Source organism: Pseudomonas koreensis, from assembly GCF_012986595.1.
GTDB classification, from domain to species: domain Bacteria; phylum Pseudomonadota; class Gammaproteobacteria; order Pseudomonadales; family Pseudomonadaceae; genus Aquipseudomonas; species Aquipseudomonas koreensis.
The window spans coordinates 276177-289306 of sequence record NZ_JAAQYM010000006.1 but is presented as its reverse complement, the minus strand read 5'-3'; the positions used below and the strand labels follow the sequence as shown (position 1 = coordinate 289306).

The following is a 13130-nucleotide window of genomic DNA, read 5'->3' as shown; positions in this document are numbered from 1 at the left end:
ACGCATCCCCCTGTAGGAGCTGCCGCAGGCTGCGATCTTTTGATCTTTAAAAATCAAGATCAAAAGATCGCAGCCTGCGGCAGCTCCTACACGCAACCAGCTCCTCGCTATTTGCTCTATCGCCAAGCACTTCTATATTGATGAAGTGCTTTTGCGTTCCTGACGCTCAGTGCCCGATAAACCGAGGAGGACACGGATGAAGTCGTCAGCCGCCGATGAATCACCAGCACCGGGCCAAGCCCCGATCAAGACTCGACGTTTCAGCATTTCACTGGTGTGGATCGTACCGATCGTGGCGGTGCTGGTCGGTATTTCGCTGGTGGTGCACAACGTGCTGCAGGAAGGCCCGACGATCGTCGTCAATTTCAAGACCGGCAGCGGCCTGACGGCTAACAAAACCGAGGTCAAATACCGCAATGTGGTCATCGGCCAGGTGACGGATGTCGAGTTGAGCGGCGACCAGAAGAGCGTCGACGCCACCATCAAACTGTCCAAACAGGCCGAAACCTTCACTCGCGAAGACTCACAGTTCTGGGTGGTGCGCCCACGAATCGGCGCCGGCGGCGTCTCGGGCATCGACACCCTGCTCTCCGGCGATTACATCGGCGCCGATATCGGTCAGGCCAACAACCGCGCCAAACACTTCAAGGGGCTGGAAAATCCGCCGCCCATCACCTACGGCGAACCCGGCAAGCGCTTCATGCTGCACGCGCCGGATCTCGGTTCGCTGGACATCGGTTCCCCGGTTTACTACCGCAAGATTCCGGTCGGCCAAGTCGTCACCTACGCCCTCAACCCCGAAGGCAAAGGGGTGGATATCGAAGTGTTCATTCACTCACCGAACGACGCGTTCGTCACCGAAAACACCCGATTCTGGAACGCCAGCGGCATCGACATCAATGTCGGCGCCAACGGCTTTGCCGTGAAGACCGAATCACTGTCGACCATGCTGGTGGGCGGTATCGCATTCCGTGCGCCGGACTACAGCCCCAACGATGTGGCCGCCGCCGATGACAAGGATTTCGAGCTGTTCGGTGACCAACAGACCGCCCTCGCCCCGCCCAACGGCAAGGCGCAATACATGGTGTTGCGTTTCGATCAGTCGCTGCGCGGACTCAAGGTCGATGCGCCGGTCGAGTTCCTCGGTATGGAAATCGGCCGGGTGGTGGGCATCAACCTGGATTTCGATGCAAAGCAACGCACCTTCCCGCTTAACGTCGGGATCGTCATTTACCCGCAACGCCTCGGTCAGGCCTACAAGAAAATGCTGACCGAATTCAAGCACGACCCTGACGATGAAGCGGCCGGCATCCGCCTGCTGGGCACCTTCGTCGATAACGGCCTGCGCGCCCAGGCGCGTAGCGGCAACCTGCTGACCGGGCAACTGTACATCGCGCTGGATTTCTTCCCGAAAGCGCAGAAAGTCGCGTTCGATCCTGTGGCTCGCCCGGTCGTCCTGCCGACCGTTCCGGGCAGCCTCGAACAGTTGCAGGAAAAACTCGAATCGATGGTCGACAAGCTCAACAAGCTGCCGGTTGAGCGCATTGCCGGCAACCTTGACAGCAACCTCGTCGAGCTGCGCAAAGGCCTGACCCAGTTCAACGCGAAAACCCTGCCGGGCGTGCAGAACACCTTGGCCGACGTCAGCAAAACCCTGCAATCGGCCAGCTCGACACTGGCCGAAGATTCGCCACAGCGGGAAAAACTCACGGAAACCCTCGACGAACTCGGGCGCATGTCGCGCTCCCTGCGAGAACTCTCGGATTATCTCGGCCGCCATCCGGAATCGCTGATCCGCGGACGTCCGGACAACGCTGCACCGCTGGACCTGAAAGGACCGCCGCGCAATTGAGCACAGGAGCTACCCCATGGCTTTACCGCTGAAGATCACCGTGCTCGCTGCGTTCCTGCTCCTTGGCGCCTGCCGCAGCGACCCGATCAACTTTCACACCCTGACGCCGGTGCAATTACCCAACACCCGGGCCGGCGCGCAGATTCCCATTGAGGGGATCAGCGTGCCGCCGCAAGTCGACCGCCCGCAAATTGTCATTCGTCAGGGCAGCAGCGGCCTGGCGATTCTGGAAACCCAATGGTGGGGCGCAAGTCTGGCGGATGAGTTGCGCAGTGCGCTCAGCGATCAATTGAGCAATACCGGCACTCGCGGCAATGTCTCGGTGCGCATCGACGTGCAGCGGTTTGATTCGATTCCCGGCCAGTACGGACTGATCGACGTCAAATGGCGCCTGCGCCCCAGCGGTGCGGCGGACAACAGCTTGCTGACGTGCCGTTCCACGTTGCAAACGCCGTCCGGCCCGGGGATTGACGATCTGGTGGTCGCGCAACAGAACAACGTCCGGCGCCTGGCGGCGTTGATCAGTCAGGCGGCGGGCAATTCGCGCGCCTGTCCTTCGACGCCCTGAGTCGCCGCCAACAGCGTGACGGTGAAACGGCAACCGTTGGGTTGACGGGTCACCAGTTGCACCTGCCAGTGTTGATGGCTGCAGATTCGCTGCACCAGCGACAATCCCAGCCCAAGCCCTTCACCACGCTGTTCATCACCGCGCACGAATGGCTGAAACATTGCGTGGCGTTTCTCTTCCGGAATTCCGATACCGCTGTCCTCGACCACGAAACTGTCCTTGAGCAAGATCAGCCGCACAAAGCCCTGATCGGTGTAGTGCCAGGCATTGCGCAACAGATTGCCCATCACCGACTGCAAGAACGTCAGGTCATAGTGCGTGGTGCCCGCCAGTTGTGGCTCGTAGATAAACTCCAGACCCTTTTCGCGAATCAATCGCCCCCAGATTTCCACCTGTGCATCGGCAATATTCTTGAGCGTGCAGGTGGACTCGGTTCCAAGCTCTTCGGGCTTGCGTGCCAGCATCAAAAAGGTCTCGACCAGTTGGCGCATTTCGGCGCTGGCCCGGGCAATGCGTTTGACCTGCTCGGTGGAACGCGGGTCAAGCGAGGGGTTGGCCAGCAACAACTCGCAGGAGCTGGCCAGAATCATCAACGGCGTGCGCAGTTCATGGCTCACGTCACTGGTGAAGAGCTTTTCCCGGTTCAGGGTTTCGCGTAACCGGCCAAGGGTCTGGTCAAAAGACAGTGCCAGCGCCCCGACTTCGTCATCGGCGTAATCGGGATGCAGTGCCGGGGCCAACGCGATCAACTGATCGCGATGACGCACCTGCCCCGCAAGGCGAATCACTGGCGCCATGACCTGCCGCGCCAACAGCCTGCCGAGGGCGACGGCCAACATGACGCTGAGGATGAAGCCGACGATCACCACGACAAATAGCAGGTGCTCACGCTGTTCAAAGCTTTCCTGATTGCGCAGCAGCACGTATTTGCGGCCGCCGACCGCATCGACCATGGCGTAGAAGTCATCACCGTTGAACGTTATTTCCTGGAACCCCAGGGGCAGGCTCGCCAGTGGCTCCGTCAGCGCCATGGGACCGGGGCCTTTCTCGAAAAAAAACAATTCGCTTTTTTCCGGCTCATGCCGCCATTGACTGATGTCGTCCATCGCCAGCAACCGGCGCAAACCACCGCTCAGGGCGGTCATGGTCAACTTGTGTTCCACGACATGCACGGTGGCGACAATGCCCATGGCGAACACACCGGCAACCAGAGCGCTCATCAAGGCGAACACAATCACGATGCGATTGGCGAGGCTTTGCTTGAGGTCCATCCGGCTCGATGACTCCTGGGCTGATATCAGAACAATAGACAAGGTATCGCGTGATGCCGTTGCCCAACGGGCGCAGCTTCGCCTCCAGCGCCGCCGTTGTTAAGTAGCGCCGATAAACAAAACGGCTATTTGAGTTTATTTATCAAATACCCGTTTTAGTTGAAACACACTTGGCCCTCGCAAATTTTTCACATGTTCTTCACTGCTCCGACACGACTCTGAACGTAGTGTTCAGCAGCCATTCAAGTACGCCACCGTAAAGTAACTAACCTCCTCGAGCTTACGTTGCACTGTGCGAACTGAATGGAACTCGGGAATGACAAGGGGCAACGTTTTGGTTGAATTAGCACACGTACAATCAGCGCCCAGACGATGGGACCTGTCTCGTCCGCGCACTTGGGCAATCATTGCTGTCGGGTTGCTGTTGATCAGCCTGATTTGCGGCTTCGTCTGGACCCAACGCTCGCCCGCCAATCTGCGCTATGTCAGTGCGTCTGCCACCCGGGAATGGGTGAGCGCCTGGCAGGCCGGTGAAGTCGTCGCACTGGTGCGTCATACCGAGCGTTGCGACCGCTCGACCAATACCTGTCTGGGGCCGGCGGACGGCATCACTCAGGTCGGCAGCGTTGCTGCAGCCAGCGTCGGCCGTGGCTTTGAGCAACTGGGTCTGGAGAAAACCGAGCTGTTCAGCAGCCCGCTGACACGCACCATGCAGACTGCGCATTACATGCTCGGTCACGATGCAGTAGCCCAGGAGTGGCTGGAAACCTGTGGCCCGACGATCCGTGATGAGATGGTGGCGCACAAGACGCCCGGGCAGAACATGATCCTGGTGACCCACAGCGGCTGCATCGCCGATTTTGAACGGCAAACCGGCTACCCACGGGCAGTGGCTGCCGAATATGGCAGCGCTGTTTTAGCCCGGATAGATGCGCAAGACCAACTTAAAGTCATCGGCATCATGAATCCCGAAGGCTGGCAACGCATGAATAAATAACAAGCCGTTTTTTTGCGCAACTTTGCAGCATTGCGCAGGAAAGCCTCTAGCCGGCGCATTGGCGGCTGCCAATTTGTAATAAGACATGTTTTTTAGTTTCAAAAACTGGACATATTCCAGTTTAAAGCTTGTCTTTCCAGAGAGAACTTAGAGCTGGGAGCACGCCAGTTCTCTGAATACAGGTCACGTCCACTGGACGTACTCGCACCTGCATTCATCCAACCCGGTGACACGCCTGCTACGGAATCGCCAGGCGCTTCACTGAAACGCACATTTGTACTGCACCAAGGCCCAGTCATGACGTCTGAGAACAAACCGCTGCACCATGCAGCGTTGAATTTGCCGCGCCTCCACCAGAGCACCTTGATCGAACGCTTTGCAATCCCCGGTCTGGTGCTGGCATTCGTGGTGTTTTATCTGCTGCCGCTGATGACCCACGGCCTGTGGATTCCCGATGAAACCCGTTATGGGCAGATCAGCCAGGAAATGCTGCAGAGCGGCAACTGGGTGGCGCCGCATTTCATGGGCATCCGCTATTTCGAAAAACCGATTGCCGGCTACTGGATGATCGCCATCGGCCAGGCGATTTTCGGTGAAAACCTGTTCGGCGTGCGTATCGCCTCGGCGCTCAGCACCGGCGTGAGTGTGTGGCTGGCCTACCTGCTGGCCCGTCGTCTGTGGAACAACCCGCGCACCAGCGCGGCGTGCGCCCTTCTTTATATGAGCTTTGGTCTGATCGCGGGGCAAGCCGGCTATGCCAACCTTGATCCGCAGTTCACCTTGTGGGTCAACCTGAGCCTGGTCGCGATCTGGTTTGCCATCGACAGCAACACCCCGCGCGCGCGCCTCGGGAGCTGGGCGCTGTTGGGGCTGGCTTGCGGCATGGGTTTGATGACCAAGGGTTTTCTCGCCCTGCTGCTGCCGGTGCTGATCGCCCTGCCCTACATGGTCTGGCAGCGGCGTTTTGGTGAACTGGTGCGCTATGGCTTGGTGGCCGTTGCGGTGGCCGCTCTGGTCAGCGTGCCGTGGGCCCTGGCCGTGCATGCCCGTGAACCGGATTTCTGGCGGTTCTTCTTCTGGCACGAACACATCCGCCGCTTTGCTGCCGGTGAAGATGCCCAGCACGCGCGCCCATGGTGGTTCTATCTGCCGTTGCTGTTTGCTTGCACCTTGCCCTGGGCATTGCTGTTGCCGTCGACACTGCTGCGCACCTGGCGCGAAAAGCGCGATCCGAAAATCGCCTTCCTCGCCTTGTGGTTCCTGCTGCCGCTGGCATTGTTCAGCGCAAGCAGCGGCAAGTTGCCGACTTACATCATGCCGTGCCTGCTGCCCTTGGCCTTGTTGATGGGCCACACGTTGATGGGCTGGCTCGATCGCCAGGACGGTCGCGTCTTGCGCACCAACGGCGTGGTCAACGTGATTCTGGCCTGCGCTGCGCTGGTCGCGCTGATCTATCTGCAGGCGACCCGTGAAATTTACGAACACACCGAGATGTTCAGCCTGTCGCTGGGCTATATCGTACTGCTTGGCTGGCTGATTGCCGGCGCATTGCAGACCGTGCGGCCCCTGACGCTGTGGGCGATGCCGGCATTGGGCATTGGCCTGCTCGTCGCGTTGCTGCCGGCCGCGATGCCGGCGACCATTGTCAACAGCAAGATGCCGGATCAGTTCATTGCCGAACACCAGCAGGAACTGAGCCAGACCACCTCGTTGTTGAGTAACGACCTGGGCGCTGCATCTGCGCTTTCCTGGCGTCTGCGTCGCCCGCAGGTGGACCTGTTCAACACGGTTGGCGAGCTCAAATACGGGCTTGATGACCCGGCGATGGCTTCACGCAAGGTCAGCCTCGACGGCGTAGGTGAATGGATGACCGAAGCGCGCAAAAAAGGCTCGGTGGGTGTGGTGATGCGGGTCAACAGCACATCCGATGCTCAACAACTTGAGCTGCTGCCCATCGACGGTAAGCATTACCGCCGTGGCCAACTGGAAATCCTCATCTTCAGCCAGAGCCAGCCATGACCCAGACCAGGACTGAACGGAGGCAGTTGCTGCTTCTGCTGGCAGCGACTGCCCTGCTTTTACTGCTCGGCCTGGGCAGTCGTGAGCTGTGGGGGCCGGAGACCCGTTGGGCCAACATCGCGTTGCAGATGCTGCAAAGCGGGGACTATTTCGACCCGTACCTCAAGGGCAGTCCTTACTACGACAAGCCGCTGCTGTCGTACTGGCTGATCACCGCCACCTCTTGGTTCACCGGCGGACTGGGGCATTGGTCGTTGCGCCTGTCTTCAGTCATTTCCGCGTGGTTCAGCGTGTGGCTGGTGTACCTGATCGGCGAGCAACTGTTTCGCAAAGGCACCGGGTTGATCGCCGGCTGGATGTTGGCGACCACGTTCTACTTCGTGTTCTGGGCGCGAGTCGCCACCGCCGACATCCTCACCGTTTGCGGTGTGCTGGCGGCCGTCTGGTGGTACTGGCGCGGCCCGGATGACACTCGGTTCCGGCGCTACGTGGTGTTCTTCGGCTTGCTGTCGCTGACATCGCTGTTCAAAGGCCTGATCGGTTTCGTCCTGCCGGGGCTGGTGCTGTTGCCGCACCTGCTCAGCGAGCACCGCTGGAAACGCCACCTGAACCTGCGACTGTTCGCTGCACTGTTGGTTGCCGGGGCGTTTTACATGACGCCGTTCGTGCTCTCGCACTTCTACGGCGCGCCCAACTACGAACAAAGCGGCCTCGGCCTGGTGCTGCGCGAGAACGTCGTGCGGTTTTTCCAGCCGTTCGATCAGTTCGGGCCGATCTACACCTACCTGATCTACCTGCCGGTCTACACCCTGCCTTGGGCACCGTGCTGGTTGATCGCCTTGTGGGTGGCCGCGCGCAACTGGAAGCACATCGAACCGGATACCCGCTGGCTGATTCAAGGGCTCGCGTTGCTGATGCTGTTCTTCACCGCCAGTGGCAGTCGCCGCAGCTATTACGTCCTGCCGCTGGTGCCCTTCGCGCAGTTGCTGGGTGCCTGGTGGGTAACCCGGCGTCTGGCCGCCCGCAACAGCACAGGCCGTGGGCTGAAGATCGGCTTCGCTGTCACCACTGTGTTGCTTGCCGCGATATTGGGTGTGCTCTACCCGTGGACCAACAGCGGCGGCGGTGTTATCCGCTTCGGCGAGCAGGTTCGCGAACAGGCCCGTCAGCAGGCACCGTTGGATCAATGGCGCATGGTCATGATCGAGGTCGACAACAAAGTGCCGATGTACCTGCAAACCGGTGGTGCACCGTTCTACTACGTGCCGGAAACGATCCAGGACTTCCCGCACAATGGCGACACGGCGACGCTGATCGCCTGGCTGGAACGCACCAGCAGGCAACACTGGGATGCGCAACGCACGATTTTCGTGGCGCAATACCGTTCCGGTGATGCCGTGCCACTGGATGGCCTCAAGACCGATCATCAGGTCATCACCACCACGCCCACCCGTGGCGAACAGCTATTCCACGGGCGTGAAGACCAAAGCGTGGCCTACATCCCCCACTCCTGAGCAACGACGTTAAGACAAAAGTAGAGAGTCGCGGTAAATTTGAATGGCAATGACAAGTATTAACGGCTTCTTTGACGTTTTTTTCTCATTTGCCACCCTACATTGCCGCGACTTGATACTTGCAAATCGTTCGCATTGTTTCCTGCGAGGATTTGCTCATAACGTCTAAAAACAGGAGCTGCCCGAATGAATCCACGCCTTCCCTCCTTCTTCAAGCGCGCATTGCTGGTCACCGCGTTGCTCGGCACCGGGCACGCGGTGGCCGCCGACTCGGTGGGTCTGGTGGTTTACAACGCGCAGCACGAAACACTGACCAAGGCCTGGGTGGCCGGGTTTACTGAAGAAACCGGGATCCCGGTGACCATTCGCAACGGCGATGACACCGAAATGGGCAACCAGCTCGTGCAGGAAGGCGCCGCCTCGCCGGCGGACGTCTTCCTCACCGAAAACTCCCCGGCGATGGTGCTGGTGGACAATGCCAAACTGTTTGCCCCGTTGGCGCCCGCGACTCTCGAACAAGTCGATTCCGCCTACCGTCCGGCGCACGGCAATTGGGTCGGCATCGCCGCCCGTTCCACCGTGTTCGTCTACAACCCGAGCAAGCTGACGGAAAAGGACTTGCCCAAATCCCTGCTCGACCTCGCCACCCCAGCCTGGAAAGGGCGTTGGGCCGCCTCCCCGGCCGGTGCCGACTTCCAGGCCATCGTCGCCGCCGTCCTGCAACAGAAAGGCGAAGCCGCCACGCTGGAATGGCTCAAGGGCATGAAGACCAACGCGACGATCTATCGCGGCAACAGTGCGGTGCTCAAAGCGGTGAACGCCGGGCAGATCGACAGCGGTGTGATCTATCACTATTACAGCTTCGTCGATCAGTCCAAGACCGGCGAGAACAGCAACAACACCCGCCTGCACTACTTCAAACATCAGGATCCGGGCGCGTTCGTCAGCACTTCCGGCGCCGGCGTGCTGGCCTCGAGCAAACACCTTGAGGACGCGCAGAAGTTCGTCAAATACATCACCAGCAAGGAAGGTCAGGAAGTTCTGGAAACCGGCACCTCTTTCGAATACGCCGTGGGCAAAGACGCGCCGTCCAACCCGAAGCTGACCCCGCTGAAAACCCTCGATGCGCCGAAAGTCGACGCGTCGACCCTCGACAGCAAAAAAGCCGTCGAGCTGATGACCCAGGCCGGATTGCTCTAAGTGATGCCCGAAACCTTGCCTGCACCGGCCGTTGCGACGGCCCCCGCCAGCCTTCTCCACCCTGCCCGCAGGCTTGGCGGGCGCGGCGGCTCGTGGGTGGTGACCTCGGCGGTGCTGGTGTCATTGCTATCACTGCTGCCGATTGCGTTCGTGATCGGCGTGTCGTGGTACACCGGTTGGGCAACCATCGAAGCCATGATATTCCGCCCACGGGTCGGCGAATTGCTGATCAACACGGTACTGCTGGTGCTGATCACCCTGCCCTTGTGCATCGTGCTCGGAACAACACTGGCCTGGCTGACCGAGCGCAGCAACCTGCCCGGCCGACGTTTGTGGTCAGTGCTGGCAGTCGCACCGCTGGCCGTGCCGGCGTTCGTTCACAGTTATGCGTGGGTCAGCCTGATTCCGTCGATCCACGGTCTGCCGGCCGGTGTGCTGGTGTCGGTGATCGCGTATTTCCCTTTTTTGTATTTGCCGATTGCCGCGACTTTGCGTCGTCTTGATCCGGCGATTGAAGACGTCGCCGAGTCGCTGGGCCTCAAGCCATGGGCGGTTTTCTTTCGGGTGGTGGTGCCGCAGCTGCGGCTGGCGATCTGCGGGGGCGCTTTGCTGGTCGGCCTGCACCTGCTGGCCGAGTACGGTTTGTACGCGATGATCCGTTTCGACACCTTCACCACGGCGATCTTCGATCAGTTCAAATCAACCTTCAACGGCCCGGCCGCCAACATGCTCGCCGGAGTCCTGGCGCTGTGCTGTCTGGCGATGCTCACGGCCGAGTCTGCCGCCCGTGGTCAGGCGCGTTATGCCCGAGTCGGCTCCGGCAGCGCCCGGGATCAGCGCAGCGTGCAACTGGGGCGCGGCGCGACAACTTTGGCGTTACTGCTGCAAGCCACAACCTGCCTGCTGGCACTCGGTGTGCCGTTGCTGACACTCGGCCGCTGGCTGGTGGCCGGTGGTGTGCAAGTCTGGCAAGGCGACGAGTTAATGCCGGCCCTGCTGCAGACGTTGTCGTATGGCGTGGCCGGCGCGTTGTTGACCAGCGTCGCGGCGATTCCCATCGCCTGGCTGTCGATCCGCGCCCCCGGCAAGCTTCAGCGTTTGCTGGAAGGCTGCAATTACATCACCAGTTCCCTGCCCGGCATTGTCGTTGCGTTGGCACTGGTGACCGTGACCATCCATTTCGCCCGGCCGATCTATCAGACCACCATCACCGTGCTGCTGGCCTATCTGCTGATGTTCCTGCCGCGCGCGCTGGTCAGCCTGCGCGCCGGGTTCGCTCAGGCGCCGGTCGAGCTGGAAAACATCGCGCAAAGCCTTGGCCGCTCGCCGTTGCGCGCATTGTGGCTGATCACCGTACGGTTGGCGGCACCGGGTGCTGCTGCCGGTGCAGCGCTGGTGTTTCTGGCGATCACCAATGAGTTGACGGCGACCCTGCTGCTCGCGCCCAACGGCACACGCACCCTCGCCACCGGTTTCTGGGCGATGACCAGCGAAATCGATTACGCCGCTGCGGCGCCGTACGCACTGCTGATGATCCTGCTTTCACTGCCGCTGACGGCCATTCTCTATCACCAATCCAGGCGTACCGCTGGCCGATGAACGCTCTCGAACTGCTCAATCTCAGTAAAACCTTCGGTGCGCAAAAGGCGCTCGACGACGTCAGCCTCAACGTGCCGACCGGCAGCCGCACGGTGATCGTCGGCCCCTCCGGCTCCGGCAAGACCACGCTGTTGCGGATGATCGCCGGGTTTGAGTTTCCCGATACCGGCAGCCTCACCCTCAACGGCCAGACACTGGTCGACCGCAGCCACGCGGTGCCGGCCTATCAACGGCAGATCGGCTACGTCCCGCAGGACGGCGCGTTGTTCCCGCACATGACCGTGGCAGCCAACATCGGTTTCGGCCTGGCTCTGACCGGCGCGGCGCGCCATCAACGCATTCTGCAATTGATGGACAGCGTCGCGCTCGACGCCAACATGGCTAACCGTTGGCCGCACGAATTGTCTGGTGGCCAACAGCAACGCGTATCCCTGGCCCGGGCACTGGCGCAACAACCACGGCTGATGCTGCTCGACGAACCGTTTTCCGCCCTCGACACCGGTTTGCGCAGTGCCATGCGCAAAATGGTCGCGCGCCTGCTCGAAGACGCGGGCGTCACCACGATTCTGGTGACCCACGATCAGAGCGAAGCCTTGTCGTTTGCCGATCAATTGGCGGTGATGCGCAGCGGACGGCTGGTGCAGTCCGGGCATCCAATGGACCTCTACCGCTATCCAGACGATGAACAGACCGCGCACTTTCTCGGCGAAGCCGTGGTGCTGCCCGCGCGGATCGAGGCGGGTTGGGCGCATTGCGATCTGGGTCAGGTGGCGGTGAACAGCAACGGCTTCAGCGGCGCCGCGCAGATCATGCTGCGCCCCGAGCAATTGCAGATCGTCGAAGTGGCGTCTGACAGCCAAGGCTGCCATGCGCAGGTCACCGACCGTGATTTCGCCGGCAACACCTGCACCTTGACGGTCGAGCTGAGCTCATCCGCTACTCAGAATGCGGCCCGTTCGATCCTGGTGCGCAGCACCGGCATGCACGCGCCGCCCGCCGGCAGCGCGGTGCAACTGTCGGTCCTTGGCGCAGCGCATGTGTTCGGCCTGAGCTGATCACAGGTCGAAGCGGTCCACCGCCCGCCGCCGCTCGTTGTCATCACGCACATCGTAGTTGGCGGTGGTCTGGATGTTGCTGTGATGCGCCAGTTTCTGCGCAATCGACAGGTCGTGCTCCTCGATCACCCGAGTGATGAACGAGCGACGGAAATCGTGGGGCATGATCTTCACCCCGACCTGCGTGCCGCGCTGGCGAGCGATGTAGTAGATCGCATGCTTGGTGATGCGCTCGCGGGTTATGTGGCTGCCACGGCGAATGCGGTTGAACAGGAACGCATCGTCGTCCTCGCCTTCCTTGAGCTGGGAACGGCGCAATTCCAGCCACGCATCGAGCTTGCTGAACGCCCATGCCGGCGCGTACTTGATCAACTGCTTGTTGCCTTTGGCGGTGACGCACAGGCTGCGCTCCTGAAAATCGACCTGATTCAGATCCAGGTCCACCGATTCCGACTTGCGCATGCCCGTGCCGTACAGCAACGCAATGATTGCGGCGTCGCGCAGGCCCTGCGGACGTGGGTCGGCGGCGCAGACTTCCATCAATTCGTGAATCAGCGTGCGCTTGAGATTGCGCCCCTGGGACAGCCGCGTGCCGGCGATGCCCTTGACCGAGCGCATCTTCAACAGATGTTCCTGGCTGATCAGGCTCATGCGCCAGGCCTCATTCATGACCCCGCGCACCGCATTGACATACAGCGAAGAAGTGTTCGGTGCGTAGTTGTCTTCACGCAATGCCGCGACCAGCGCTACAACATCTTCCGGTTGCAAGGCGTGCCAGGGAATCTCTTCGACATTCATGTCTTCAAACCCCAGGCGATCGGCTGCATCTTGCAGCACGTAGCGCATGGTGAGTTGGCTGGAAGGCGCCAAACGCGCGAGGTAGAGGCTCATCGGGTTGGTTTTTGGAGCGACGGGGGTTGCAGCAACTAAATCAATCAAACGTTAAACCTTGAGTAAAAAATGTACAGCACTACAACAACTAACAAATGCAATGTACTTGAAGTAAAGAAGGTACTTGGGCTGTACCGGCTGACTAAAAACCACGATGGACGGCA

The 13130-nt window shown here is 60.5% G+C and carries 10 protein-coding genes; 8 read left to right on the top strand and 2 right to left on the bottom strand.

Features of this window, described 5'->3' with window-relative positions:
* The first annotated feature begins 196 nt into the window (after positions 1-196).
* Positions 197-1852, top strand: coding sequence for a PqiB family protein (locus HBN98_RS20050; protein WP_083369131.1), 1656 nt, complete (start codon positions 197-199; stop codon positions 1850-1852).
* A gap of 16 nt (positions 1853-1868) precedes the next feature.
* Positions 1869-2420: a PqiC family protein gene (locus HBN98_RS20045; protein ID WP_083369132.1), complete on the top strand. Its 552-nt coding sequence runs from the start codon at positions 1869-1871 to the stop codon at positions 2418-2420.
* Here HBN98_RS20045 and HBN98_RS20040 read toward each other — a convergent pair.
* Positions 2378-3691, bottom strand: a complete 1314-nt coding sequence (locus HBN98_RS20040; RefSeq protein WP_083369133.1) for a sensor histidine kinase — start codon at positions 3689-3691, stop codon at positions 2378-2380. The two genes, HBN98_RS20045 and HBN98_RS20040, sit on opposite strands and share 43 nt — an antisense overlap.
* Before the next feature lie 316 nt (positions 3692-4007).
* Between HBN98_RS20040 and pmrG the strand changes: the two genes are divergently transcribed.
* The 6 genes from pmrG (at position 4008) to HBN98_RS20010 (ending at position 12075) form a co-directional block, all read left to right on the top strand.
* Entirely contained in the window at positions 4008-4688 is a 681-nt protein-coding gene (gene pmrG, locus HBN98_RS20035; RefSeq protein ID WP_083369134.1) for a lipopolysaccharide core heptose(II)-phosphate phosphatase PmrG, read from the top strand.
* A gap of 297 nt (positions 4689-4985) precedes the next feature.
* Complete coding sequence (gene arnT, locus HBN98_RS20030) at positions 4986-6707, top strand: lipid IV(A) 4-amino-4-deoxy-L-arabinosyltransferase (protein ID WP_083369135.1); 1722 nt, start codon at positions 4986-4988, stop codon at positions 6705-6707.
* Positions 6704-8221 (top strand): ArnT family glycosyltransferase, encoded by a 1518-nt coding sequence (locus tag HBN98_RS20025; protein ID WP_083369136.1) that lies wholly within the window; start codon positions 6704-6706, stop codon positions 8219-8221. The genes arnT and HBN98_RS20025 overlap by 4 nt, the downstream gene beginning before the upstream one ends.
* Before the next feature lie 186 nt (positions 8222-8407).
* Positions 8408-9421: an iron ABC transporter substrate-binding protein gene (locus HBN98_RS20020; RefSeq protein ID WP_083369137.1), complete on the top strand. Its 1014-nt coding sequence runs from the start codon at positions 8408-8410 to the stop codon at positions 9419-9421.
* A gap of 3 nt (positions 9422-9424) precedes the next feature.
* Complete coding sequence (locus HBN98_RS20015; RefSeq protein WP_083369446.1) at positions 9425-11020, top strand: ABC transporter permease; 1596 nt, start codon at positions 9425-9427, stop codon at positions 11018-11020.
* The gene (locus HBN98_RS20010; RefSeq protein WP_083369138.1) at positions 11017-12075 is read left to right on the top strand and encodes an ABC transporter ATP-binding protein; all 1059 of its coding nucleotides are present in this window, start codon (positions 11017-11019) and stop codon (positions 12073-12075) included. The genes HBN98_RS20015 and HBN98_RS20010 overlap by 4 nt, the downstream gene beginning before the upstream one ends.
* Here HBN98_RS20010 and HBN98_RS20005 read toward each other — a convergent pair whose 3' ends face one another.
* Entirely contained in the window at positions 12076-12966 is an 891-nt protein-coding gene (locus tag HBN98_RS20005; protein WP_083369139.1) for a site-specific integrase, read from the bottom strand.
* Between the last annotated feature and the right edge of the window lie 164 nt (positions 12967-13130).